General features: G+C 35.5%; 31 protein-coding genes. 9 read left to right on the plus strand and 22 right to left on the minus strand.

The features are described from left to right. Positions 1 to 405 precede the first annotated feature (405 nt). Both FS608_RS09690 and FS608_RS09695 read left to right on the plus strand, forming a co-directional pair. Positions 406 to 663, plus strand: a complete 258-nt coding sequence (locus FS608_RS09690) for a hypothetical protein (RefSeq protein ID WP_144549425.1) — start codon at positions 406 to 408, stop codon at positions 661 to 663. A 268-nt stretch (positions 664 to 931) separates the two neighbouring features. After that, entirely contained in the window at positions 932 to 1114 is a 183-nt protein-coding gene (locus FS608_RS09695; protein WP_144549427.1) for a hypothetical protein, read from the plus strand. A gap of 40 nt (positions 1115 to 1154) precedes the next feature. Here the strand turns inward: FS608_RS09695 and FS608_RS09700 are convergent, their stop codons facing one another. The 5 genes from FS608_RS09700 to FS608_RS09715 form a co-directional block, all read right to left on the minus strand. Further along, positions 1155 to 1418: a hypothetical protein gene (locus FS608_RS09700; RefSeq protein WP_144549429.1), complete on the minus strand. Its 264-nt coding sequence runs from the start codon at positions 1416 to 1418 to the stop codon at positions 1155 to 1157. A gap of 581 nt (positions 1419 to 1999) precedes the next feature. Next, positions 2000 to 2335 (minus strand): hypothetical protein, encoded by a 336-nt coding sequence (locus FS608_RS09705; RefSeq protein WP_144549431.1) that lies wholly within the window; start codon positions 2333 to 2335, stop codon positions 2000 to 2002. A 207-nt stretch (positions 2336 to 2542) separates the two neighbouring features. Further along, positions 2543 to 3802 carry an Nramp family divalent metal transporter gene (locus FS608_RS09710; protein ID WP_260871630.1) on the minus strand — a complete coding sequence of 420 codons (1260 nt, stop codon included), beginning with the start codon at positions 3800 to 3802 and terminating at the stop codon, positions 2543 to 2545. A gap of 408 nt (positions 3803 to 4210) precedes the next feature. Next, the gene (locus FS608_RS30155; RefSeq protein WP_186328668.1) at positions 4211 to 4384 is read right to left on the minus strand and encodes a hypothetical protein; all 174 of its coding nucleotides are present in this window, start codon (positions 4382 to 4384) and stop codon (positions 4211 to 4213) included. A gap of 281 nt (positions 4385 to 4665) precedes the next feature. Further along, positions 4666 to 5580 (minus strand): LysR family transcriptional regulator, encoded by a 915-nt coding sequence (locus FS608_RS09715; RefSeq protein WP_260871631.1) that lies wholly within the window; start codon positions 5578 to 5580, stop codon positions 4666 to 4668. A 157-nt stretch (positions 5581 to 5737) separates the two neighbouring features. On the opposite strand from FS608_RS09715, the gene FS608_RS09720 reads away from it, so the two are divergent. Both FS608_RS09720 and FS608_RS09725 read left to right on the plus strand, forming a co-directional pair. Next, positions 5738 to 7024 carry an MFS transporter gene (locus tag FS608_RS09720; RefSeq protein ID WP_144549437.1) on the plus strand — a complete coding sequence of 429 codons (1287 nt, stop codon included), beginning with the start codon at positions 5738 to 5740 and terminating at the stop codon, positions 7022 to 7024. A 157-nt stretch (positions 7025 to 7181) separates the two neighbouring features. Beyond that, entirely contained in the window at positions 7182 to 7445 is a 264-nt protein-coding gene (locus FS608_RS09725; RefSeq protein ID WP_144549439.1) for an AbfB domain-containing protein, read from the plus strand. 694 nt (positions 7446 to 8139) lie between these two features. Here the strand turns inward: FS608_RS09725 and FS608_RS09730 are convergent. The 6 genes from FS608_RS09730 to FS608_RS31900 all read right to left on the minus strand — a co-directional run bounded on the left by FS608_RS09730 (position 8140) and on the right by FS608_RS31900 (position 13102). Further along, on the minus strand, positions 8140 to 8985 hold the full coding sequence (locus tag FS608_RS09730; RefSeq protein WP_144550056.1) for a putative protein N(5)-glutamine methyltransferase: 846 nt from the start codon (positions 8983 to 8985) through the stop codon (positions 8140 to 8142). Between the two features lie 155 nt (positions 8986 to 9140). Further along, complete coding sequence (locus FS608_RS09735) at positions 9141 to 9734, minus strand: sugar O-acetyltransferase (RefSeq protein ID WP_144549441.1); 594 nt, start codon at positions 9732 to 9734, stop codon at positions 9141 to 9143. 167 nt (positions 9735 to 9901) lie between these two features. Next, positions 9902 to 10684, minus strand: a complete 783-nt coding sequence (locus FS608_RS09740) for an alpha/beta fold hydrolase (RefSeq protein ID WP_144549443.1) — start codon at positions 10682 to 10684, stop codon at positions 9902 to 9904. Between the two features lie 687 nt (positions 10685 to 11371). Further along, positions 11372 to 11842, minus strand: a complete 471-nt coding sequence (locus tag FS608_RS09750) for a hypothetical protein (protein WP_144549447.1) — start codon at positions 11840 to 11842, stop codon at positions 11372 to 11374. A gap of 238 nt (positions 11843 to 12080) precedes the next feature. Next, positions 12081 to 12641 carry a CBO0543 family protein gene (locus FS608_RS09755; protein ID WP_144549449.1) on the minus strand — a complete coding sequence of 187 codons (561 nt, stop codon included), beginning with the start codon at positions 12639 to 12641 and terminating at the stop codon, positions 12081 to 12083. 128 nt (positions 12642 to 12769) lie between these two features. Beyond that, positions 12770 to 13102 (minus strand): DUF7674 family protein, encoded by a 333-nt coding sequence (locus FS608_RS31900; protein ID WP_483861888.1) that lies wholly within the window; start codon positions 13100 to 13102, stop codon positions 12770 to 12772. Between the two features lie 292 nt (positions 13103 to 13394). Here FS608_RS31900 and FS608_RS09760 point away from each other — a divergent pair, with 292 nt between their 5' ends. After that, complete coding sequence (locus tag FS608_RS09760; RefSeq protein WP_144550058.1) at positions 13395 to 14300, plus strand: branched-chain amino acid transaminase; 906 nt, start codon at positions 13395 to 13397, stop codon at positions 14298 to 14300. 244 nt (positions 14301 to 14544) lie between these two features. Here the strand turns inward: FS608_RS09760 and FS608_RS09765 are convergent, their stop codons facing one another. From FS608_RS09765 to FS608_RS09785, 5 genes are all read right to left on the minus strand, one after another. Next, positions 14545 to 14772, minus strand: coding sequence for a cyclase (locus FS608_RS09765; RefSeq protein ID WP_144549451.1), 228 nt, complete (start codon positions 14770 to 14772; stop codon positions 14545 to 14547). A 62-nt stretch (positions 14773 to 14834) separates the two neighbouring features. Further along, positions 14835 to 15149, minus strand: a complete 315-nt coding sequence (locus tag FS608_RS09770; RefSeq protein ID WP_144549453.1) for a DMT family transporter — start codon at positions 15147 to 15149, stop codon at positions 14835 to 14837. 1 nt (position 15150) lies between these two features. Next, positions 15151 to 15492, minus strand: coding sequence for a DMT family transporter (locus FS608_RS09775; RefSeq protein ID WP_144549455.1), 342 nt, complete (start codon positions 15490 to 15492; stop codon positions 15151 to 15153). A gap of 23 nt (positions 15493 to 15515) precedes the next feature. Continuing rightward, positions 15516 to 16097, minus strand: coding sequence for a TetR/AcrR family transcriptional regulator (locus FS608_RS09780; RefSeq protein ID WP_144549457.1), 582 nt, complete (start codon positions 16095 to 16097; stop codon positions 15516 to 15518). Positions 16098 to 16308: 211 nt separating this feature from the next. After that, on the minus strand, positions 16309 to 17271 hold the full coding sequence (locus FS608_RS09785) for a tRNA dihydrouridine synthase (RefSeq protein ID WP_186328670.1): 963 nt from the start codon (positions 17269 to 17271) through the stop codon (positions 16309 to 16311). A 267-nt stretch (positions 17272 to 17538) separates the two neighbouring features. Here FS608_RS09785 and FS608_RS09790 point away from each other — a divergent pair, with 267 nt between their 5' ends. After that, a complete protein-coding gene (locus tag FS608_RS09790) occupies positions 17539 to 18171 on the plus strand; it encodes an MOSC domain-containing protein (RefSeq protein ID WP_144549459.1) in 633 nt (210 codons plus the stop codon). A gap of 116 nt (positions 18172 to 18287) precedes the next feature. Here FS608_RS09790 and FS608_RS09795 read toward each other — a convergent pair whose 3' ends face one another. The 3 genes from FS608_RS09795 to FS608_RS31620 all read right to left on the minus strand — a co-directional run bounded on the left by FS608_RS09795 (position 18288) and on the right by FS608_RS31620 (position 20067). After that, the gene (locus tag FS608_RS09795; protein ID WP_144549461.1) at positions 18288 to 18815 is read right to left on the minus strand and encodes a dihydrofolate reductase family protein; all 528 of its coding nucleotides are present in this window, start codon (positions 18813 to 18815) and stop codon (positions 18288 to 18290) included. A 131-nt stretch (positions 18816 to 18946) separates the two neighbouring features. Further along, positions 18947 to 19705 (minus strand): MFS transporter, encoded by a 759-nt coding sequence (locus FS608_RS09800; RefSeq protein ID WP_313958706.1) that lies wholly within the window; start codon positions 19703 to 19705, stop codon positions 18947 to 18949. Further along, positions 19705 to 20067 carry an MFS transporter gene (locus tag FS608_RS31620; protein WP_313958707.1) on the minus strand — a complete coding sequence of 121 codons (363 nt, stop codon included), beginning with the start codon at positions 20065 to 20067 and terminating at the stop codon, positions 19705 to 19707. Before FS608_RS31620 ends, FS608_RS09800 begins: the two co-directional genes overlap by 1 nt. Before the next feature lie 189 nt (positions 20068 to 20256). Here FS608_RS31620 and FS608_RS09805 point away from each other — a divergent pair, with 189 nt between their 5' ends. Further along, a complete protein-coding gene (locus FS608_RS09805) occupies positions 20257 to 20889 on the plus strand; it encodes a LysE family translocator (RefSeq protein ID WP_144549463.1) in 633 nt (210 codons plus the stop codon). Between the two features lie 121 nt (positions 20890 to 21010). On the opposite strand, the gene FS608_RS09815 is transcribed toward FS608_RS09805, so the two are convergent. After that, positions 21011 to 21946 carry a DMT family transporter gene (locus FS608_RS09815; protein WP_144549465.1) on the minus strand — a complete coding sequence of 312 codons (936 nt, stop codon included), beginning with the start codon at positions 21944 to 21946 and terminating at the stop codon, positions 21011 to 21013. Between the two features lie 129 nt (positions 21947 to 22075). Here FS608_RS09815 and FS608_RS09820 point away from each other — a divergent pair, with 129 nt between their 5' ends. Beyond that, positions 22076 to 22951: a LysR family transcriptional regulator gene (locus tag FS608_RS09820; RefSeq protein ID WP_144549468.1), complete on the plus strand. Its 876-nt coding sequence runs from the start codon at positions 22076 to 22078 to the stop codon at positions 22949 to 22951. Positions 22952 to 23134: 183 nt separating this feature from the next. On the opposite strand, the gene FS608_RS09825 is transcribed toward FS608_RS09820, so the two are convergent. Beyond that, complete coding sequence (locus tag FS608_RS09825; protein ID WP_144549470.1) at positions 23135 to 24214, minus strand: MBL fold metallo-hydrolase; 1080 nt, start codon at positions 24212 to 24214, stop codon at positions 23135 to 23137. Positions 24215 to 24450: 236 nt separating this feature from the next. Beyond that, positions 24451 to 25491: an NAD(P)-dependent alcohol dehydrogenase gene (locus FS608_RS09830; protein ID WP_144549472.1), complete on the minus strand. Its 1041-nt coding sequence runs from the start codon at positions 25489 to 25491 to the stop codon at positions 24451 to 24453. A 288-nt stretch (positions 25492 to 25779) separates the two neighbouring features. On the opposite strand from FS608_RS09830, the gene FS608_RS09835 reads away from it, so the two are divergent. Next, entirely contained in the window at positions 25780 to 26196 is a 417-nt protein-coding gene (locus FS608_RS09835) for a MerR family transcriptional regulator (RefSeq protein ID WP_144549474.1), read from the plus strand. Positions 26197 to 26301 lie beyond the last annotated feature (105 nt).

Raw genomic sequence — 26301 nt, forward strand, 5'->3', positions numbered from 1 at the left:
TGGTGTCTATACTCATATCTTACTTAGGAGTCCTATTTTTTTCAAAGTCGAAAAATAACGATCTACAGGAATGCTAACCTGCTCCTTTAGTTTAAGTTCAAATATTCACAATCTTGATTATTTACAAAGCAGCGAACCTCTTACCGTCAATTCCCTACTTAATATAAACCTCATGTAAATTCTCTCTTTTTTTCATAGAAGCGTTTCTGTTACGTTTTTAAGCAATGGGGATACTTAAACCATTAGGAAAAGTTTTTAGGTAAGTAGAATTAGAAAATAGAAGGGAAATAGGGGTAAAGAATTGACGGTAATCGAACATGTAAATTAATAATAAACTTTTGGGATTTTATATTTAATCCTCTTTTCCAAGGTTGTATATTTTTATTGTGAAGGGAGGTGGAATAGGTGGAAAAGGAAAAAGTACAACCGCATTGCATGGTCTGCTATGAACCGTTTAAAAGAACAGATAAAATTTATACTGACACCATGTTTACACAAATTCAACATGCGAAATGTTTTATTTACAGCCCTGAATTTATTAAGGATAAAGGAACTTATGAAGAAATAGTTAAAAAATATCTTCAATATAAAAAGTCATTTATAGTATCGGATAAACCAATTAAAGATTTATTAGTTGTATCCTTAATAAGAAAAGAAAAATAACGGTACAAATTATGATTTCGTTAAAGAAGTGTCAGTTTTCCGAATTACAAACATGATGATATGGTGGATAGTATGTCTCAAGCCTTGTTTCTCTTCGAAAAGACAGGACAAGTATTTTTATTGGTCGCGCATAAACTAGATTTATACTTCAATCCCTTATGGATCAAGGGTTCTCCTAATTTCCGCGAATGTAACCTTATAACTAGATTGTTTCATTCATAATAGAAAATAATTTAAATGTGCAAACTATTATAAAGGAGGTGAAAACATGCCAGAAATGAAAAATATAACAGGTTTAAAAACAGCAGCTCAACCGACTAAAGGCGGGGAAGGTATTCCATCTTTTGCAGGCTCCATTTCAGACGGTGGTGAATCACCGGGAGCAACCGCTAATGTTTCAACAAACTCAAATGCCCCCAATGACCCGGTTATTGCTCCACCAGAACATTAAGTCAAAACAGATGAAGCGATTGAATGATGTCCTCTAAGACTTAAAAAACGCCATTATTTGGCGTTTTAGTATAAATATTTACGATTAGCGTTTGAAATTTACCCAAATGATGTAGATATAACTCGGCAATACATTTAATCTCATCCCGAAAATTCATTCGCTTCTCTTTCCAATTCATCTCATAATCAAGACGTATTGCATCTCTTTCCTGCATATTTTGTTTATTTACAATTTCTTCAATAAAAGCCTTATTTTCTTTATATGGTAAGTCTAAATCTATATCTTTTAAAATCAGCGAACTCACCCTCTTTTTTTAAATGCCCCTCACTAAATTTTATCCTAATTAGATTTTTGTGCCCATTATATTTACAGGTCTTCTTGAACAAACCTGCCCCGTTAGCCATCCATGAAGCGCAAAATCATCGCTTCACCACAGAGAATGAAAATAGATCAGGCAGTCTATACTGGTTTAATGCTGGCGAAGAAGGTCTTTGAACTATGGTGCCTTTGAGCCCATCCGTTAGTCTGACTCCAATGACCACGGTGTACCACCGACTGTCGCGCCCATTTAGGGTAGCACTTATGGGAGATTAATCCTTTTTCTGGTTGTTGCGCCAGCCTTTCTGATTTAATTTTAAGTAGAAAGGTATTACTATTTCGTTTTACCAGCTTACCTCATACTCTTTCCTTCAAAAGGCTCAGCCTTTTTTTAAAAACTGGTTTTTCTGGGTCTGTTTTTTCATGCCCTTTTTCCGTTTTTATTTTCATGGGAGTTGAACAAGATAAAGAGTACGAAAATTCAATTAAAATAAGGATTTAATTACTCTCTATATCCGTATCCAATCAATTGATGTGATTTTATATCTGCAATAACTCCCATCCCTCCTAATGTCGGATTATCATTTGAAGGATAGTCCACAATGAAAACTTCTTTTCCAATAAATTAGAATCATATATGGTTCCCATTTCTTTTTGTAGAGTTACTTTCCTAAAACTAGCATCTTTCCAAGCCCCTTGAATATGCTTTTTATCTTTTTCTGTGAGTTGATTCCAAACAGTCTCTCTGACATCTAATGTTTTAGTTTCAATACTTTGTACTTCCTTCGAATTTTGGTTGTGCTGTTTTTCTTTTGGTTTCTCGTCCGCCGCTAACTGTTGGCAACCATTTAGTAAAAGAGATATAAGAAAGAAAGGTAGAACAAATAAAGTATACTTTTTCACAACGTTTTCACCTCTAGATATTCTTTTTATCCCAATCTATTATCTTAGGTATGTATTCTCCGTTGTTAAACCAATTCCTTCTTCAACTAATCTGCTCCATTAGCTGAATAAGAAAAAGCCACCAAGAATTTTTGGCAGCTGAATCGTCAACTCTTGACCCGTAAGCTTAAAAAGAAACTTAGAATAAATAGGAGGTAAAAACGTTCTTTAGTTAATAAAAGTATGATATAACAAAAATAAATTAAGACTTATAATAAGTACGGCAATTATCCACGCACAGATTGAAGTTACTAAATGGTTTACAAGTTTCCCCATTAGTTTTTTGTTACTTGTAAACATTATTAAAGGTATTAAAGCAAAAGCAATTCCAAAAGAGAGAACGACTTGACTTATAACAAGAGCTTTAGAAGGATTAATTCCCATTAGAATTACTCCTAACGGCGGTATCATTGTTATAAATCGTCTCAAATAAATAGGTATGCGTCGTTTAATAAAGCCTTGCATAATGATGTCACCCGACATAGTACCAACTGAAGAACTTGATAATCCTGCGGATAACAATCCAATTCCAAAACATATTGCCACAAAGGGTCCAAGTATTTTTCCAAATTCATTAAAAGCAACTTCTAAATCACTTACATTAAGTCCGTTTTTATTAAATAATGCCGCTGAGACGATTAACATACTCGCGTTTATCCCACCTGCAATAATCATCGCAATAATGACATCTACAAACTCATATTTAAAAATCTTTTTCCGTTCTTCTTCAGTTTCTCCGACAATTCTATTTTGTGTTAAGGCAGAATGCAGATAAATGGCATGTGGCATCACTGTTGCTCCCAGCATCCCAGCCCCTAATAAAACGCTATCAACATCCTGAAATTTGAGCGTGAAAAGACCAGAGAGAATTGCCGTTGCATCTGGTGCTGCATAGAAAACTTGAACCCCAAAAACAATTACAACAATAAAAATCATAGCTGTAATAACAGCTTCTAACGGACGCATTCCTCGCCTTTGAATCTCCAAAATGACGAATGAACCAATGGCTGCAATAATAGCAGCGAAAACAAGTGGGATATCAAAGAGCAAATAGATTCCAAGCGATGCACCAATAAATTCTGCCAGATCTGTTGCCATAACGACAAGTTCAGCTTGTATCCATAAAAGTATGGAAGTCTTCTTTGAAAATTTTTCTCGGCAAACTTCAGGGAGGTTTTTACCTGTTGCAATCCCTAACTTGGCAGACATCGTTTGAATCAAAACAGCCATTAAATTAGAAACTAAAATGACCCATAATAATGTGTATCCATACTTAGAGCCTGCCGAAATGTTTGTTGCATAATTACCTGGATCGATATATGCCACAGCAGCAATAAACGCAGGACCTAAAAAAGGCAGCAATCTTTTAATTCCATTAGAATCTCCTTTTATAGGAGAATTAGAAGTTCTATTCAAAGAGTTAGACAATTTTTGGGTCCAACCTCCTTCTTTTATCCGAACTTATAGTTTATTTTCGGTAAACTTTTTTTCGCTAATGCTTTTTAGGGGTCTCAGGTTGCAAACCCGGCATAATGAAGTTATTGGGCTTTCTAGTTGATTAGATACCAACAATAATAAATACAGTATTTAAAGATATCGGAGTAGTATTTTTTACAAATTTTTTTCGTTATCGGCACCACTATTTTAGTTTGCTTTCTTTTTAACAGGCTATGCTATTTGAGATTCTTCTTTAACAAACCTGCCCTGTTGGTCAAACAAGAAAAATGACCGCCGCAGCGATCATTTCTATAACTCTTGCTACCCGTTAGCTTAAGTACATTTCTTCACAATTTTGCGTAGAGTAACGTTCAACTATATTTATTTTAGAATTATTTTTTACTTTTTTCTCCTTATGATGCTGTTCACTAAATTTTGTGTTGCATCCTGTCCAGTTTCTGATGCATTTTCAATGGCAGTCTGTACATAACGTGTTGCTGCATGGTTTAAATTGTTAAACACTTGCATCTTGTTTTCAAATACATTATCTGGATGTTGGTCATGTTTTGCCATTATTATTACCTCCTATTTATCATTCGAAGTATATAGTGTGGATTATGTCAATGAAATATACCAGTTTTAGCTTTTTAAGTTGTAGAAGAAGTTCTCCTTCTTCAACCTGCCACTATAACACACTAAGAAAAAGCACAATTCTTCACAATCTTTTTACACCTCAATAAACTCAATCCCTTAAATGTGTTGTCCATACAAAAAAAACGCCTTCTTATTAAAGAAAAGCGCCCTTTAATGGAATATCACTGAATAACCTAATTCAAGAAAATCACCATATTCGATCAACAAGTATTCTCCGCATATGACCAGTCTCTTGCATGTTTCAAAGTAATATCGATAAACATTGATAAAGCTGGAGAAATCCACTTATTTTTGTGATAAGCTACTTGGGAGAAAATTTGTGTAAAGCCACCGGCACAGGGAATTATTTTTAACTTCCCTTCCTTGATTTCATCATTTACTGTCATTAAAGGTAAACAAGCAATACCAAGCCCACTCATTATACAACGTTTCATCGCTTCTATACTCCAAAGCTCCATCGTGTGGGAAGGTACGATTCCCCGTTCTCCAAGGTATTCTTCAAACATCTTTCGATAACTGCATTCTTTCTCGTTTACAATCAAACACTCTCTTATCTTTTGATTTCCGCAGCTTTTATCTAAACTATTCAGCGAACAACAATCAGCGCTTCCAACAAGGACCATAGGTTCGTCCAATAACGAATGGACGATTAAATCTGAATCCTGCAACTCTGGCATCATGACAAATGCAATATCTGCACTACCATTAAGGATTGCTCTCTTGTTATCTCCGCAGGTGGCATTACTTAAACTGATGCTTACATGTGGAAACTTCTTTCTATATTCCCTTAATATTGGTTCCAGGCGGTATACCGTTAGAGATTCCGGAGCCGCAATCTTTAACTCCCCTCTTACATCCTCTCCATCATTGTTAATGCTTTCGATCTTTCCATAGGTATCTAAAATCTCTTGAGTATAGGGCAACAACTTCTTGCCAATATCAGTCAATCTAACCTTTCGACCCATTCGATCAAACAGAGGTGCGCCTATATGTTCTTCAATAGCTTGAATATGAGAAGTCACCGTGGATTGGGTGTAACCTAATTGTTCTGCTGCTTGTGTGAAGCTACCCGTTTCAATGATCATTTTAAACGTAACAAAATGACGTATTTCCATCATTTCACCAACTTTCATTTTACTCTTGCTTTTATAGTATCAAAAAATTCGATGGATAAAATCAGATATTTCAATTTTACTGATAATAAATCAAGAGTTAATATTAAGGACTATAGAAAGCAGGATATTATATGAAGACAACAGAGGTGGTTGAGTTTTGAAACGTATACACTATAGCTGGTTTATTCTTTCCATAACATTTTTCTCGATTATTGTGGCTGGAATTGTAAGGTCATCTTCAGGGGTCTTCATAGAACCTTTCGAAAAAGAATTTGGCTGGGACCGTTCAATAATTTCACTAGCTTTTGCTGTGGGTTTATTTTTATATGGTATATCAGGTCCTTTTATGGCTGCGCTGATTGAAGTACTTGGTTTAAAGAAGATGATGCTTTTGTCTATGGTAACATTGTTAATAGGAACTTTGCTTACCCTAATGATGCAGCATTCGTGGCAACTCATCATCATCTGGGGCATTATTATAGGGATCGGTTCAGGGTTATTCCTAACCGTGCTAAGTCCCTATGTAGTGACCCGATGGTTTGAAAAAAGAAGGGGGCTTGTGTTAGGAATATTAACAGCAAGCACAGCAACTGGTCAGTTAATTCTGCTTCCCATCTTAGCTAATATTATAGAAAGATATTCGTGGCGCTGGGCGATTGCTTTAATTATGATACTTAGTGGGATCATGCTAGTATTCATTTTATTTTTTATGAAAAACTCTCCAAAAGAAATTGGTATTCTTCCTTATGGTCTTAAAAAAGAAATAGAAGATAATAATAAAGTACAGAAGAAAAATCCTATTATTATTGCATTCAACGGTTTATTTGAGGCAGTAAAAGTGAAAGAATTTTGGTTGCTAGCAGGTAGTTTCTTTATCTGTGGTCTTTCAACAAGTGGTTTAATCGGTACTCACTTTGTCTCTTTTTGTACCGGCTACGGCATACCTTTGGTTACAGCTGCTTCGCTACTTTCATTAATGGGGGTTTTTGATCTGCTAGGTACAACCATATCTGGTTGGTTGTCAGATCGCTATGATAATAGATGGTTATTATTTTGGTACTACGTCTTACGAGGTGCATCACTTGTTTTACTCCCGATTGCGTTATCTAAAGGCTCCTTTATGTTACTTTTTATTTTTTCTGTTTTTTACGGATTGGATTGGATTGCAACAGTGCCACCAACTGTTGGCATATCAAGGCAAGTCTTCGGAATTGAAAAAAGTGGAATAGTATATGGATGGATTTCTGCTTCGCATCAGGCTGGTGCCGCAGTAGCAGCATATGGAGGGGGTCTAATATATAAATTTTTCAACTCTTACACTTGGACATTCTTCTTGGCAGGAGTTTTCTGTATATTAGCAAGCTTATTTGTCATAATTATTAAAAAACAACATTCAAGTCAATTACCTCAAGAAGGAATAATGGAGCAATGTGTAGAAAGCTAAAACTGATATATTTACTTTACTCTCACTGCACAGGATAAATTATTTTTCTGACAAAGTTTTTATAGATTCTGAAAAGCATCCTGTATTCAATAGAATCTATAATTCATAATTCAATTTATAAAAGGTGCTTTTCTGAAGTAACCAAAGCCTAATTTCTATGTGCTTTAAGCGAAAAATTAGGCTTTGTTATAGTTATTTTGGACCTAATACAAATCCTGAAGCCGTAGAAAAAATTCGTGCAGACTCTACCTTCAAACTAGTAAAAGGACTCGCAGGCCCAAATCAGCTTTCATTTCAGTCGACGAATTACCCCGATCGTTACATCCTTCACTCCAATAATAAGCTTTATGCAAGACCTGTAGTTCAATACCCAGCTCATCAATTTGCAACTTTTAGGGTTGCTGCCCCATTGAATCAGTAATAGATAAAAGCATGCATATAAAGAACGGAGCTTTAGTCAAGTTGATACTACACAACTTACAATAATAAACAAAGCCTTCACAAAGTGAGGGCTCTATGCATGAATCCCATGTTAAATGAAATGGTTTGTGTTTTTCATTCTGACATTTTAAAGTTAAGTATGGTTGATATTCTGTCAAAAGGGTTAAACCTTGTTCTAAAAACCTATTTTCGTAGAAACTTTGAAGATGCGCTTACATTGATAGTGACCATTTTGAAGTACATTTCTTGTAAAAGCCCCAAAAGAGATGGGTTTATCCTCTCTCCCACATATATCACATTTCACTTTTACAATTTTTTTACTATTTTCAGCGAGATCCTCGGCATTTACCAAAAATTCATCGCCGGTTGCGGTAAATTTATATACTTTTTTTCTGGTAATACCTCTTATGTTTTGAATTCCATTTTATTTTTATTTACTGTTGTGGTACTAAACCCATAGTCGAGCAATCCATAAGGGATTACACTTTTCACCTCTCTGAACGAAATGCCATCTATACTATCATATTTAGTAACTTGCCTTTCATCAAGAAATATATTGTCTTAATTCTTTTACACACCCCTTATTTTACTAACCTGCCCAGTTACTTCAATAAGAAAAAGCGATCCTTCGTAATTGAAGCATCGCACCCCAGTGCATTTAGTAAAGACCGTGATTAATCCATACCAGTTGGTTTTTCGACAAGCACACTAGCCTCATTATGTTTCGACAAGTTCGGTTTGGTTCCAATTACGACAGTAGCATCCAATTCATCGTTGTGTACCAATTGAGGTATCAACCCGAATTGGGCAAAGATGTCTAAGGACTGAGACGCCTGCATTTGACTTGTTTCTACTAATAAATGCCCTCCTGGAGCTAGCCAGAGAGATGCTTCTTCTGCCACTCTTCGTTGAATATCGAGACCGTCATTGCCTCCGTCCAGCGCCACTTTCGGTTCATGTAAACGTGCTTCCTGTGGAAGTAGATTCATTGCTCCTGTAGGCACGTAGGGTGCGTTTGCTACAACGATGTTTACTTTCCCGCGTAGTTTGGCAGGTAGAGCCTGATAGAGGTCTCCTTCAAATACGTGACCACCAAGGTTTGTAACATTTCGGAGAGCACAGCGCACAGCGATTGGATCAATGTCGACTGCATATAACTGAATCCACTCTAGACCTTTTGCTATCGCAACACCAACTGCTCCGGTACCGCAGCAAAGGTCAACGACTATGGCTCCAGTTACTGATAAGGCAACCGCATTTCGGACGAGGTACTCTGTACGGATACGGGGAACGAAGACTCCTGGGTCTACAATTATCCTGATGCCGCAAAACTTCGCCCATCCAAGGACATGTTCAAGTGGGGTACCTGTCATTCGAAGATTGACCATACTTAAGAGCTCATCCAATGTCATTGACTCAGAAAAAAGAAGTTCAGCCTCTTCTTCTGCAAAAACACATCCGGCGGACCTAAGACGTTCGATTATATTTTTTTTAATTTGGTCTTCAGTATAAAAATTAATTTGCTTTTCTATATATACCACCTAATTTTTATAAAAGTATTATAGATAGTTCGTTAAAAATTGGAAAAATCCTTCTTCATCTAACCTGCCCCATCAGCACAACAAGCAAAAAAAGACCGCAGCAGCAGTCTTAGGTGAGATTATTAATGAATATTTTAAAATAAGTCTTCTTTATCGATTTTCATGTCTTTATGATAATACTGCATATCACGCTCATTAATTTCCCGCATTACCCTGCAAGGGCTTCCTACTGCTATTACATTGGCTGGAATATCCTTGGTAACTACACTACCAGCACCAATTACTGTATTTTCCCCAATTCGAACTCCAGGTAAGATAATCGCACCTGCTCCAATCCAAACATTATCCTCAATTACGATTTGCAGGTTATACTGTGCCGATTTTCTCCGTAATTCTGGATGAATCGGATGGGTTCCTGCATCAATCGTCACATTAGGACCAATTAATACATTATTGCCTATATAAATATCGGTGTCATCTACCAATGTAAGGTTGAAATTGGCGTAGACGTCATTTCCTAGATGTGTATGTCGTCCCCAATTTGCATGAAGTGGTGGTTCAATATATACGTTGGCACCTACTTCGGCAAACAGTTTATGTAAAATTTCCTTTCTCATTTCTACTTGAGAAGGTCTAGTATGGTTAAAATCATATAATACCTCTAGACATTGCATCTGTTCTTTCATTAAAGCTTCATCATTACAAAAATATAATTTTCCATTTTTCATTTTTTCCCTGATCAAGGTTTGTTTACCTAAGTTTTTACTGATATCTTTTTATACTATCATAGATTTTCATATCAAATAGTCAAATTTCCCCCCTTTATTTCAATAGGAAAAGCCGCCAAATGGCAGCTTGGTCTTCAAAGGTTCCTTTCTTTAGTTAAAGAGGACTTTCAACCAATAAATTGCCTTAATAGTTGGTTAAACTTGTCACGTTCTTCCCAGAAAGGACCATGACCACTGTAATGAAACGGAACAAGCTGTGAATTTTTTATTGTTTGATTTAGTTCATGAGCCTGTGCAAATGGAATAACTTTGTCGTGAACACCATGAACTATTAAGGTAGGGACAAGTATGTTTGGTAAATCTCCATAAAGCTTCTCTTCTCTTAATGTAACGATGATCGCTGCCGTTGACCAACCGGCTGCTTGTAAGCCCAATTGAAAAAACCACTCAGAGAATGAGCTTGTTATATATTGAAAGAAAAAGTTGTCTACCACTTCTCTCATCATTTTAGGACGATCACTTAATGCTTGAGTAAGAAATTTAGTCGCAGTTTCTGTAGTAAAGCCTATAGGAGCCGCAGCGTCTACTAGGACAAGGTTGGATACTCCGTAACCATTATGTCGGGACATATATCGAATCGCGATTGCTCCACCTGTAGAGTGACCTACAAGAGTGAAATTGTCTAATTGAAGTACATCAACTACTGTACGTATATCATCCGCCAATCGGTCAAAATTGTATCCACTTATTGGCTTATCCGACTTTCCAAATCCTCTCCAGTCAATTCCAATACAGCGGTACCCCATAAAGGGAAGAACATCAAATTGATATTCAAACTGTTTATGGCCTAGCGGCCATCCATGTAAAAACACGACCGTTTTACTGCCCTCGGAATTTATATCTTCTACAAATAATTTTACGCCCGATTCTACACTAACATAATATCCCACTCCGATTCCCCCTAAAAAGCTTTGCCAATAAGATATTCCTTAAGGCAAACATAGGTGAATACCTATTACTTATTCGCATGCAATGTCGTAGGTGATAAAGGACGGTGCTTATTGAACTCCCTGCATAAGTTAGCTCAACAATAAAAAGACCGCCGCAGCGATCTCATTTTTAAACTCTTGCACCCACTCTTAGGTCAATTTTCTACTATTATCTCTAGTAATGAAAACGTAATAGAGCCCTGTCAATGTTTGTGTTAGTAAGAATATTGGAAAAGAGTACGACAATTGATAGTTATTTTGATAAGTTAGGATATGAAGAAGTGTAAATATCCATTGAACGGTAATACCTATAAAAGCCCAAGCGGTAATATAAAATATAAATGTTATTTTATTAATCCGTAACCTATGATAAAAATACATAAAAAAATAACCAAAGGGTGCAAATAATGAATAATAGAATAGATCAAATAGTTCATAGTGATTACTATCATTTTCCTTGTAGAAATCTAGAAGACCTCCACCTATCGTAAAATCAAACAACATACCAGTTGATAAACCTGCAAGTATACTTATAAAAGTTACGTCCCTACCTAGTTTTTTTGGTATAAACATCATTATTGAGTAACCGATCACATTCATTATAATTAGTGAAATCTCATTTAGGTTAAAATTCCCGATCCAAATCATTTAATTTTTAGCTCCTTTTAAAACAAATGAGTTGTAACAGTTTAGAATAAAATATCCTAACAAATGTAATAAGACATAGTATAGATAGTCATAGATCAAATTCCATTGATGGAAATAGACAACATTAAATTTTAGTAAAACAATTTTAATTAGAACTAAAACAAAGGAAGAAATAAGAATCGCTGTAATTTTCTTTAACACTGTCGAGTCTCTAGAAATACTACTCATACCAAGTACAATAAACACTGGGGTAATAAAGGTACGATGAATAATATATGCTGTATAATTTAATGGAACATTAGAATATGTAATATATTTTAGTTCATTATTTGTGATCCAACTCCGGTTAATATCAATAATAAATATAAAAAATATGATGGCGGAAATCTCCATTTTTGAAAATGGTTTCTTCATTGCATATAATATCGTAATACCTAACCACGCTAAATAAACAATGATTGATAATGCCATCCTTAGTCCACCTCTATTTTTATCATCAATTATATTTAGACTTTGAATAAATAAAAGGATTTATACATTATAGGCAATAAGATGTAACACTATATAACATCTTCGGCAAGAAAACCAAGATGATACTACTTTTGTTTTATAATTTCTTATTCAACTTATTGCACTTTAGCTGAACAAGAAAAAAAGCCGCAGTTGCGACTCTTTGTTCCTCTCAAGCACTCTTTAGGTATCCCTTTTGCTATAAAAGGGGTTTAATTTTCGAACTGTGCGCCAATTTATGAGCTATAAGATAAATTACAAAAAAGAATGGAAATGAGAAAATTGAGTTCCACCCAGGATATTTATAGTAACCTAACCATAAGAAAAGAGGTTCAGCTAGAAATGCTGTCATGCCTGCAAAGATTAACCCTTTAATGATCGGACTTACCTGAGGTTTAATTTGTAAAAAGAACATAATTGTAACTGGCATAAGTGCAAAATCCCATGCAATATAGTCTGGGATTAACGGAATTAATTTGTTATAGTATCTCCAAAGTCCCAGAGTTACCCCAACATAATCCAACCACGAAGATATAAGCATTGCCCACAATCCACCTAGCATTAAGCGGGCTGAACTCTCTTTATCCCTGAAAATAAACCATACTATCCACGGAACTATGGTTAAAAGCAATGTTGTCATCCAGCCAAAAGAGAATAGAATATCCCTTAGCCAAATATCGGTTAATCTAGAATGAGCATCATCAATAGTTTTATACTGTTTATTTATTAGTTCTCGCACATGAGCAGAAGGACTTATCATATTAGGGCCTCCTTATTTTTTCCTTATAATTCCCCCTTTCCTTCTTATTATGATTTTTCTTAAACAAACCTGCCCTTTAGTTGAACAAGAAAAAAGCCTAACTCCATATTGAAGTAAAGCACCCGTGTTCAATATTTACCACAGCCTTTTTCTGTTTCATCTGATAATATTCTTGTTTCTTTCCCCATATACTTTCCTGCATTATTCAATACTTTCCTATCGTCACCAAGTCTTTCTAAAATAGTTACGCACAAGATATTCACAACATCATCATTACCTTGTGTTGCCATTATCTCAAATACGCTGAAGATCCTCTGCAACACTTGGGGTTTATCCTCATTTATATAATTTATAAAAAATTCATTGCACTCGCCAATGTACACATACGGTAATATCTCTTCATTAAATTCAATATGTTCTTGTAAAACAGGCTTTAAATCATTAAATTCATCAATAAGTATTTTTTATTGTACCCCTCACGTCCATACCTTTTCACAACTATAAAACAATAGTTCTCTTAACACACGAACTAATCCTTCTAAACTAAACTCGCGATAGTGGAACAAGGAAAAAGATCTTCGCTACACTCTTTGTTAAATTTAAGCACCTTTAGTTAAAGCATCGAAATATAAAAACTCTGTAGCAAAATGAGGTTTAGGTGTAGTTCATAGAATAGCTGCAATTATTTTGGTAATAAATTAACATTCTCGATTATAAATTTAAGTAAATGTCATGGTATTGGTGGGAGAATATATGAGGTATGTTTTTGATCAAGGGGAAATTCTAGAAGAATCAAAGGTTTCTGTTAGTATAAGAAATAAAGGATTAAATTATGGGTTGGGATGCTTTGAGGGAATTAGAGCTTTTTGGAATGAAAGTCAAAACCAATTGTTTATTTTCCGAATCTACGACCATTATAAACGATTCCATGAATCTGGTAATTCTCTTCATATCTACATTCCATATTCGCCAATACAATTGATTCATTGGACTATTCAATTATTAAGACAAAACAATGTCCGGGAAGATGTCTATATAAGACCTATATGTTTTAAAGGAGCAAGTACGCTCCGTCCTGATTTATTAGATCCTTATAATCGGGTAAGCATTTATTGCACAGAGTTACAATATTTGCCTAAGCCAGCTTTAAGGGTTGGTGTTTCTTCATGGAATCGTACAGGTAATAATATGATTCCACCCCAGGCAAAATCAACGGGAAGTTACTTAAATTCTGGATTAGCTACTTCAGAAGCAAGTTTAAATGGTTTTGATGAAGCTATTTTATTAAATGATAAGGGGAATGTAAGTGAGGGACCTGGCGAAAACATTATTATTGTAAAAAATAACAAATTGTTTACCCCTCCATTATCCGATAATATACTTGCAGGAATTACGCGTGATACAGTCATTCAAATCGCTAAAAATGAAATTCAATTGCCTGTTGTGGAACAAAGTTTGTCAAGAACTGAACTATACAGTGCTGATGAAGTATTTTTTACAGGCACAGCTATAGGTATTAAACCGATTATAAATATTGATAATAGGATTATTGGAAAAGGTATTGAAGGGCCTATTACTAAAAACATTCGATTTCATTATGAAAGAATTGTTAGAGGAAACAACCCAAATTATTTTGGTTATTGTACACCGGTGTATTAGTCGGATATTTAAGCGAAATATTTATGAACAGCAGGCATTCCAAGAATTCGTATCTGGGATTAGCCATGGCATTGGTGCAATCACAATAGTGATGCACCTTTTTATTAAAAAGGTTTTTGGATATGAATGTTTGACAATATCCAAGTTCCGTTCTAGAACTAACCTGACCGATAGCAGAATAAGAAAAAGCCACCTCATTTGGCAGCTTCAATTTCCGGGACAGCATAATAAACATTTATAATTTTCAGCTTTGCTCATCAGAAGGTCTTCGTTTATGTTTTTCATTGATGATTTTCTTGTTAAGTATCCTTACTTTATCAACCATAAGCAACCTCATATCTTCTACAATATATTTTGCTAACTCTTCGTCAGTAATGTCATCGCCATCAATATCAAGGCGAAATTCCTGACCTTGAATACCCCCGCCGTTCGTAAACTCGATTTCAAAGTCAAATTGAACTCTTTTATCCATATAGAATCACACCTACCCATGGTTTATAATTTATCTAAATATATATATTCAGGTTAACAATTCTACGATGTCATTTTCAATCCAATGACTGCTACTAATATTAAAGCTATAAATAAAATACGTCTCCAATCCTTTGCTTCTCCATAAAAAAGCATTCCAATAATCGTTCCTCCTACCGTTCCAATCCCTGTCCAAACGGCATAAGAGGTTCCTGCAGGGAGGGTTTTCATGGCTAAACTAAGAAAACTAAAACTAAATATAAATCCAATGATCAGTACCATATATGACTGTATGTTTTTGTCTTTAATTACTTTATTCATACCTGTAACCCCAACCACTTCAAAAGCTCCTGCCAGTATGAGATACATCCAAGCCATGTTACATTGCACCTTCTTTCTTACTTGATTCAGTTGTGACAAGCTTTAAGCCTACAACACCAGACAGAAGTAAGAGAATAAATAATACTTTCGTCCAACTAAAGGCCTCTCCGAATAACAACATCTCCACCACAACAGTTCCAGCTGTCCCTATTCCAGTAAAGATTGCGTATACTGTAGCAACGGGTAGGCTTTTTGTCGCCTTTACCAGTAAAACAAATGATATATATATAAGGAGAGCAATACCAGCCCAAGAAAGCCAGTTGCTCGCATGCTTTAATCCTAATGCCCATAAAACCTCAATAAGACCAGCCAATATGACAAATACCCAATTTCGTTTCATTCCATATCCCCCAAAAAATATAATTATTCCTTCGAAAGTCCACGCCAATAAAGATACCAAGAGGCATCCAATCTTTTAATTAAGCGTTCGGAACCTCCATATAACATTTCAACAAATATTCCATCTAAAACACCTAAAAATGCAGAAGTAGCTCGTTTTGAATCAATGGTTGAGCTAATTTCTCCCTCCACCATAGCCTTTTCAATGACCAAAAGGAGATGTTTTTCTACCTTATCTAAATACTCGTATAAATAACTTATAAGCTGTTCATTAAGATGAGTGGGTGGAAAGAAAGAGATACGAAGCCAAAATTTTGTTATGTTGTTCTTCTCATATCTTTCTTTATATAGCAAAAGAAAATTAAATAAGAATTCTTCTATAGATTGTGTCTTGTTACTGTCTATATAATTAATAACAAATTTTAATTCGGCATCAAAAACATCACTGCAAACCTGTAGAAAAAGTTCATCTTTCCCTTTGAAATGTGTGTAGATGGATTGTTTTTTGATTCCTACATCATCAGCGATATGTGCCATGGATGTTCCTTCGTATCCCTTATCCGTGAAATGATTCAGTGCAACATTCTTAATTTGATTATAAGTCATAAAATCCACCTTCCGAACGGTCGTCAGTTACAATTTAAAACTTATCACACATTAATTTTTCAGTCAATAAAATATTTTGCTTAATAAAGTTTTACAAATTCTTTTTGGGCTAATATCCCTTTAGTCGAATAAAAAAAGGCTGCATTATAGCAGCCAGATTAATTACATATATTTCTTCACAAACACTCCTATTTTCACTTTCCCCGTCACATCAACTATCTTTTCCAAAGCTATCAAGCAAAGCACGAACTTCATCTGTTGATTTCGTGTTCATTAATTGATTTCTTAATTCAGCAGCTCCAGGGAATCCTTTGACATAAATTTTGAAAAAGCGATGAAGCCCTGTGATTGAACGTGGCAGTACTTCCGCATATTGATCTTGAAGATCAAGCTGTAGTCTTAAAAGATCAAGGTATTCTTTACTGCTATGCTCTCTTGGCTCTTTTTCAAAAGCAAAAGGATTTTTAAAAATACCTCGCCCGATCATAACACCATCAATACCATATTGTTCAGCAAGCTGCAGACCAGTTTGACGGTCAGGAATATCTCCATTGATTGTTAGTAGCGTATTTGGTGCGACACGGTCACGTAATTTTTTAATTTCCGGAATCAGCTCCCAATGCGCATCCACTTGGCTCATTTCCTTTCTTGTCCGTAAATGAATAGAAAGGTTCGCAATATCCTGTTTTAAAATATGCGTTAGCCACTCCTCCCACTCCTCAACCTCCTTATAGCCAAGTCGTGTTTTCACGCTAACAGGCAGCCCGCCCGCTTTTGCAGCTTGAATAAGTTCAGCCGCAACGTCTGGACGCAGAATTAGGCCACTACCTTTCCCTCTCGATGCCACATTCGGTACAGGGCAGCCCATATTAATATCGATGCCTTTAAATCCTAGCTCTGCCATGCCAATACTCATTTGTCGGAAATATTCGGGATTATCCCCCCAAATATGGGCCACCATTGGCTGTTCATCTTCTGTAAAAGTCAGACGGCCACGCACACTTTTCATGCCCTCTGGATGACAATAGCTATCCGAGTTTGTAAACTCTGTGAAAAATACATCCGGTCGACCGGCTTCACTTACTACGTGACGGAAAACAAGATCTGTCACATCTTCCATTGGGGCAAGTACAAAAAATGGCCGTGGTAAATCACGCCAAAAATTATCTATCATTTCAAACTCAAATCCTCTCACTATGGATACAACTTTAAACAATCGTTAAAAAATTATAAAGTCAAATGTTCCACTTCTTTTACACTTATATCATGCTTAATCACTTATTATCAAACACAAGACATTTATACATTTATTATTTGTGAAAACTATTGTGAAAATCAGCAGTATTTATTTTAACTGAAATCGTTCCTGAATGGTATATTATAATAGAATTTATTATTGTATTTTGATTAAAGAGTTCTGTGGAAGTGAGGTAAATTTAAATTGAATCGAGAAATTATTAATTTAGCTGTTGGAAAACCAAAGGAATATAATTGGAACAATAAAAGGGAGCTTTCCGCAATAGGAAAATCATCTGTCCAAGCTCTTGAGTTAAAAAAAGCTGGTTTTGTTGGTGATGATGTTGCAAACCACAAGTTTCACGGGGGTCCAGACCGTGCAGTATGTTTGTATCCATTTGAGCACTACTCCTATTGGGAGGAGATATTTCAAAAAAAGCTTATTCTACCTGCTTTCGGGGAAAATATAACAGCCACAGGTATGGTGGAAGAGCAGGTTTGCATTGGTGATATATATAAAATAGGTGATACAGTTGTTCAAGTAACACAAGGAAGAGTACCTTGTGCAACTATCTCCAATTATAATCAGGAAAATCAATTATTAATAAAAGTCGTTGAAACGACGCTGACTGGGTACTTTTTTCGCGTATTAGAAGAAGGGACTATTACATTAGATTCGCAAATAAGTCTGGTGGAAAAACACTCACAAGAAATATCCGTTTCTTTTGCTACACAAATTCTTTTTCATCAAAAACAAGATAAAACATCCATTGAAAAAATATTGACAGTTGATGCTCTTGCAGAGGACTGGAGAAATAGATTTTTAAAATTGTTATGATTCTATTGTAGTGTTTTCCAAAACGGTGGAAAATGCTAAAACCTAGCCTAAAAAGCTAGGTTTTTTATGTATATCACCTGCCCGTAAGATCAACAAGAAAAGAAAGACAATGAAAATTATTTTTTCATATAATGAAGCATAGCCAGTTGACCTAATTTTTCTACTTTCGTTAATGTGTACCTTTGAGTAATATCATCTCCTGTATATAGGGAAATGCCTTTCCCTAAAATAATAGGTGCGATGGCTAATTGGATTTCATCAATTAAATTATCTTTAAAAAATTCACGAGCTACCTTTCCTCCGCCAATTAACCATATGTCTTTACCAGGTTTTTGTTTTAGATTTTTAATAAACGTCTTGGCCTCTTCATCAATAAAGGTAGCGTATTCATCTGATCCACTTACAGATTTGGAAAATACATAATTCTTATAATCGCTATAAGGGTAGTCCATATCAAATCCACGAACGACATCATAGGTTCCTTTTCCCATAACTACAGTGTCTATTCTTTCAAGGAGTGAATTGTAGCCAGAATCTCCTTCTACTTCTGTTGTTTCTAACCATTCTAATGTACCATCCTCATTTGCAATATATCCATCAATTGAAGTACCTATGTATAAAATAATGTTACGCTGTTTTTCCACGTGAATCTCCCTTCCTTTGTTTGATTTTTAATTAAGTAAACTGCCCTTTTCCTTTAAAAAAGAATTTTTACAAAATACTCCTGACATTTAAAAGGAAGGATTTTGTTAATTAAAATCCTTCCTTCACATCGTTATTGTTGGAATACCTTTCTAACAAACAGTTGTTTATTTTTATAAACAATTGTACTTACCAATGCAAGCATTGCTCCAGAAAAAATGAATACAATTCTTACCCCAAACAAGTCTGCTAATAACCCCATTACCAAAGAACCAGCCCCAAACATCCCCGTTCCAATCGCACTTAATGAGGTATATACAGTGGACAACTGCTCTTTGGTAACACTAGTTTGAATGACCGTTTGTTGAGGAATGTATTTGATTTGCCCAAATAGCCCCATAAAGAGCGATAGACATAAGGCCATGAGCGGATTACTATTTAGGCTAAAAAATATGGTAACTAAGAAACCAGTGAATGAACCCACAAAAATAAAAGTACCGAGTTTCCTTTCCACAAAGGAGGAAAATCTAATACAGTAAATGCTACCTATAATTAAACCTATAAAGAAAGCCCCATTGATAAATCCCCACCATTTTTGATCAACGTGTAGAGCATCGTTGACGAAAACATATAAAATCGCCGCAATCCATACCGTCCCTGCAATGGTTTCTAAAGTGATTATCAAAGCAATTCTTTTCAACACAGGCGTATTTGATAAAGTTTTCCATCCCTCTTTAAGTTGTTCTAATTTCCCTTTTTGCTCCGATGACGTATGACTTACAGTTTCTAATAAACTTAGCAAAACACTTGATATTACGAACAAACATCCAATGATCCAAATGAGTTGTTGCGGACTTAATACTATTAAAAACAGACTGCCCACGAACCACATTACTGCTTGGGATTTGCACAACCGTCAAGAAGCGCAATCAATCCAATTATTAAAAAGATTAGATAATAATTAGATGCTGTAATCCCAACTATCATCAAACCCAAAATAACAAGCAAAATGGTCTTTCCAATTTGTGACCAAGCCATTAACCATTTTAAATTCACTTTTCCAACTAAAAGAGGAGTTAACATGCTGGAAACAAACATAGATGAAGTAATCGTAAATGGAACGAATGATGATACTGTTGCAGAATCTGTTAGGTTAAATATCACACTAATAACACTGACAATATATAGGACATCGCCCATATTTGCAAACGACTGACCCAACAGTAACAAGGCAAAATTTTTATTAAATTTCATTCTACATCCCCATTATTTTAAATTAGTTTAGAATATTGGGGGATCTTAGATCGGATTGTTCATTTAATGCCTATCTCCTTTCAAAATCGGATAAACCTGGGGGATGTAGATTTATCTTAAAATTTATATATAATAATATGTAAAGAATTACATAATCAAACCTTATCATAGGCAGAAAGGAGATTCTAAATGGAAAACTTTTATATGTTTGTCCTTATGTGTATTTTTTTTATCATTTTACCCGGTCCCGATACTGCAATTACTACAAAAAATACTATCATCGCTGGGAAAGCCGGAGGTCTTAGAACACTTTTAGGTATTTGTTGTGCCCTTCTTATCCATACTTCTGCAGCTGTATTAGGACTTTCAGCCATCATTATGAAATCAGCATTATTATTCTCTGTCTTTAAATATGTGGGGGCTGCTTACCTAATTTATATGGGTGTAAAGACACTATGGTCTTTAAAGAACAAGGAAATAGCAGCAAGCGTTGAAATGAATACAAAACGCAAGTTTGCAAGCACCTCTTGTTTTAAACAAGGGTTCCTTACAAACCTCCTCAATCCCAAAATTGCCGTTCTATTCTTAACCTTTTTTCCTCAATTTGTTGACCATGGAAACACTTCTTTTTTACCGTTTGTGATCATGGGTATCACTTATACTGTAATGACTGTCATATGGTCAGTACTTTATGTCTATTTAATTAATCATATTAGTGCTTTTATGAAAAAACCTAAAACACAAAATATTATTGAAGGACTCACGGGGACAATACTAATAGGTTTTGGTATAAGACTATTTCTTGAAAAAGCTCATAATTAGGTAATTCTAATGTATTTGATTAGACCCTTGATTTTCTTAAATCGAAGGGTCTTTTTTTCGAAATCATTTTAGAAGCCATTATCATAAAGAATTTATAGGATTACGCCTGAAAAATCCCCTTTTAATACTTCTTTTTCAAGCTGATTTTTACATAGGAAGGATGCTGGGGCCTAGGTTTAGGATTTGAATGAAAAAATATTTTTTGTTTGTTTTTAGATGTGGAATTTGCTAAAAATACACCAACTAAAATGAACAATGCACCCAAATATTCTTGAATCATGATAATCTCATGTAAAAAGATTAAAGCAAATATTGCTGTAAAAACGGGTTCTAGTGAAAAAAGAAAACCTACGCTTTCAGGTGTGGTGTACTTCTGAGCAATTGGCTGCATGACAAAACCATAGGCAGAGCAAATTAACGCTAAACCAAGTATAGCCATCCAATCAACCATGCCATGTGGTAAAACTGGTGTTTCAAAGATGAAAGTTCCTATAGTTGCATACAGAGCAGCAAATCCTAATTGAAAAATAGCTAGATGCAAGGCATCTACTTGTTTTACAAAGTGGTTTGTTACGATAATATGGAAGGCATAAAGTAATGCAGCTACAAGGCAGTATATTGAGCCAATTGAAGTAGAGAAATCATCCTTGATAGTAAGTAAACCTAACCCAACTGATACAATCATAATTCCATTCATAATTTTTTTACTGGGCAGTTTTCGTGTAATAAATATTTGTAACACTGGTACTAAGATAACTGTTGTACTAGTCAAAAAACCAGCAGTAGATGCAGTAGTATATTTCACTCCATACACCAACCCAATAAAAATACCAAATAGTAAAGCTCCCATTATAGCACTGTACATCAATGCTTTAGCACTTACCCTAATGATCTTTTTGTAAAATAATGCTGCCATAATGATAAATGCAATTCCACATCGTAAAGCGACAATCGTTAAGGGAGGGATGGAATCAACCCCAAGTTTCATAAATATATATGATGTTCCCCAAGCCATAGAAACAGTAGCTAAAAGCAAGTTTGCTTGTTTTTGTGTCATAATTTTCAGCCCTACCCTTTCATCCTTTTATCTAAATATTGAATAAATGGTATCACCTTCATTTGCATTAGTAAAACGAATATTTATAATAGATATATAAGATATTCTAATACAAAGGAGAACGTCAGGATGAATGCGTATTATGCTTTTATCAAAGCGATAGAAACAGGGAGTTTTACCAAAGCAGCTGAAGAACTTGGCTATACTCAATCAGCGATTAGCCAAATGGTGCAGTCATTAGAGGAAGAACTTTCTACTACTCTTATTTTACGCTCTCGTACAGGTATCACACTAACACCAGATGGCGAGGAATTTTTGCCATTTATTAAGAATATATGTAATTCTCATAGAGAACTGCTAGAGAAACAAAAAGAGATGGAAGGTCTCGAAAGTGGGCTAATTCGAATTGGCACCTTCTCTAGTGTTTCATGTAATTGGCTGCCAGGACTGATGAAAGATTTTAAGGAACAGTACCCAAGTGTTCACTTTGAATTGCATCAAGGTGAATATACAAGTATCTCCAATTGGATTAAAGAAGGTACCGTAGACTTCGGTTTTGTGAATCCAGAGGCTGTAACAAAGCTTACGACTATTCCTTTGCAAAAAGATGAAATGCTAGCCGTATTGCCGAAAGAACATCCTTTATCAACGCACAATATAGTCTCGCTGAAAGATTTAACGAAAGAACCTTATATTCTTTTAGATGAAGGTGGACTAAGTGAACCATTGACAGTTTTTAAACAAAACAAATTCGAACCTAATATACAATTCCGGGTTTATGATGATTATGCGATTATGTCCATGATTGAAAAAGGTCTTGGCATTTCAGTTTTACCGAAACTTGTCTTAAGTAGATGTCCGTATAATATTGAAATGAAAGCAATCTCACCATCAATTTCTCGTACGATTAGTTTGGCTTACAAGGATAAAAAGGTATTGCCGATAGCGAGTAGATATTTTATTGACTATATCATCGAGAGATATGGTCATGGTATAAGAAATTAAATTAAACATTAGTTGTTAGAAAAATTTCATATTGAAATACCCGCTTATTTTATGAAGGAAAAAAATGCGTCTCCACAGATTGTAGAAACGCACCAATTATTTTAAGTACAATTATTTACATTCCTACTAACTATGAAACAGGCAGCTTTTACCCACTACTCCTCATTTGAAATTGTTGCGATTTTACATTTCCCACCATGATACAACAGGAGTAGCTAACGATTCTATTATAGGAACGGTTTCACCGATTTTAGGAGCGATGAGATTCACATCATTTTTCTTTGCCTCTTTTAGCGCTCGTTCTATAGGTTCTGACCATCCATGATTCGCAAGGGTAAAGGCTCCCCAATGCATTAACATCATATTCTTTCCTTTTACATCTAAATTAGCCTGTACAGATTCTTCCGGAAACATATGAGCCCAAGCCCAACGTCTATCATATTGACCGCCTTCAATTAAGGCGATATCGAAAGGTCCGTATTTTTCTCCAATTTCCTCAAAATGTGCATCATAGCCCCCATCTCCACTGGTATAGAAACGGGTCTGTTTTCCAACAATAACCCAACCACCCCAAAGGGTTGAATTTCGATTAAAAATCCCCCTTCCAGAAAAATGCTTGGATGGAGTCAACGCAATGTTTAAACCTTGAAATGAGGTCTCCTCCCACCAGTTGAGTTCTGTAATTTTTTCTTTTTCGACACCCCATCGGATCAAATGATTACTGACACCGAAAGGAACAAAGAAATGGCCAACCTTGCTCTTTAGTTTCCGGATTGATGGATAATCTAAGTGATCATAATGATCATGAGTTATAAAGACAGTATCAATTGGCGGCATATCTTCAATAATATACAACATATCCTTACTGTAGCGAGTAGGTCCTACAAAGGAAACGGGTGAAGCGATTGGGCCTAGCATCGGGTCTATGAGTATCTTTTTATTATCGATGCTAAGTAAAAAAGCAGAATGCCCAAACCAAGTTAGACTATCTTCCTTATTATTAATTTTGTTCCAGTCAATCTCGGAAACAGGAATTTCAACAGGTCTACGGTCTTTACCACTTGAATTAGAGTTCTTAAACGTGGAGGTAATAGAGGATTTTGTTGGTGACTGGTAGACAAATTTCCCGTTCACATAATTATCAAATGTTTTATAGATCTCTTTCTGTTCGTTACTCGGGTTTCTCCCGAATACTGGATGCAAGTTAATAAACAATGAAATGACAGCTCCTAATAAAACTATAGTAACCAATAAAAAAATCATTATTTTTTTTATTATTCTGTACTTACCTTTTGGTGCAATACCTCCGGTAATTTTTTGTGAGGCAGGAAGTTTTTTTAAATTTAAAATACTAAATCCCTCCTATCGATGATTGGGATCTCCTAGTTTGCTATTATTGGAAATTTTCCATAAGTACAGTATAAGTTAAAATTTAAGCTAAATATATAAAAGGATGTCCAAAAAGCTAGACTTTTTGGACATCCTTTCATTTACACAACTTACATTGTACTAATGTCAATTACAAATCGATACTTCACATCTGAAGCTAATACGCGGTTGTAAGCTTCGTCAATTTGGTCTGCGGAAATTACTTCAATCGTAGGAACAATGTTATGTTTTGCACAGAACTCCAACATTTCCTGAGTCTCACGGATGCCTCCAATCATTGAACCTGCAAATGAACGGCGATGACCGATGAGTGAGAATACATTGACTGGCAATGGTTCCCCAGGAGCACCGACATTAACCAACGTGCCGTCAAGAGTGAGTAGTGCGAAATAAGCATTAATATCGATTTTTGCACTTACCGTGTTAATAATTAAGTCAAAGGTTCCGGCAAGTTTCTCGAATGTTTCTGGGTCACTTGTGGCATAGTAGTTAGCTGCGCCGAATTGCAAGCCATCTTCCATTTTCTTTAATGATTGAGACAGAACGGTAACCTCAGCACCCATGGCATGTGCAATTTTGACTGCCATATGACCAAGACCACCCATTCCTACGACCGCTACTTTCTTACCTGGTCCAGCTCCCCAATGGTTTAGCGGTGAAAATGTCGTAATACCAGCACAAAGTAATGGTGCGGCAGCGTCAAGCCCAATGCTATCAGGAATTCTGACTACGAAGTCTTCAGTGACGACTATGTGTGTAGAATACCCTCCTTGCGTAGGCTCGCCGTACTTGTCAACACCAGCGTATGTAGGGACATTTCCGTTCAGACAGTATTGTTCTTCTCCTTTACGGCAGTTCTCGCAATCGCCACAAGAGTCAACCATACATCCGACCCCTACCCGATCACCAACCTTGTACTTTGTGACCTCTGTTCCAACTTCTGTGACAATTCCAGCAATCTCATGTCCAGGTACGAGGGGATAGTTCACGGGACCCCATTCGCCGTGAGCAGTATGGATGTCAGAATGGCATATCCCAGCATATTTAATTTCAATCAGAACATCACGGGAATCAAGATCGCGTCTTTTAATTTCAGCCGCTCGAAACGGTTTGTCAGGACCATCGACAGCTCGTGCTTTAGCAGTAATCATTAATAAAACCTCCAATAATTTATACTTTTTAAGAGAATATGTTTCTATCAGGTAATCTTGCAGATTCTAATTCCCCATCAATCATATTTACCCTACTTTTCTCTCTTGCAGAACAATCTTAATCCTTAGAGTTAACTCTAGGTCAAGTAATTTAGTGAATAAAGTTTTGAACTTTTAATTTCCCTTTTTATGTTTACATGATCTTTGACATTAAGCATTCAGCATGATAAAATTCTCCACACCATAGAGTTAACTCGAAGTCTACATCAAAAAGATGGGGGATAAATGATGAAAACTTATTCTATCAGCGAAGTTGCAAAAGAATTAAATCTTACAGTATATACATTGCGTTACTATGACAAGGAGGGTCTTATTCCTTTTGTAGAACGAACACCTAGCGGAACACGATTGTTTAAAGAATCCGATATTGGTGCTTTAAAAGTAATTGAATGTCTAAAATCCACCGGGATGCCTATTAAGGAAATTAAAAATTTCATTGATTGGTGTTCTGATGGAGATTCGACTTTGCAACAAAGATATGACATGTTTATGGAACGGAAAGCGAATGTAGAAGCACAAATGGAAGAACTAAAGAAAACAATGGAAGTAATTGAGCATAAATGCTTATATTATAAGACTGCATTAGATGCCGGAACGGAAGATATTCACAAAAATGATAAAATAGAAATTTCTACTATTAATTAAGGCTAATTTCTGATAGATTGTGCTTTTTTTGTTATAAAGTATCAAACACCACGAATCGAAAGTATTACGGACATTCACGTTGCCGCTAGGCAAGTTTTGTCCGTA

Source organism: Bacillus sp. X1(2014), assembly GCF_007678255.1.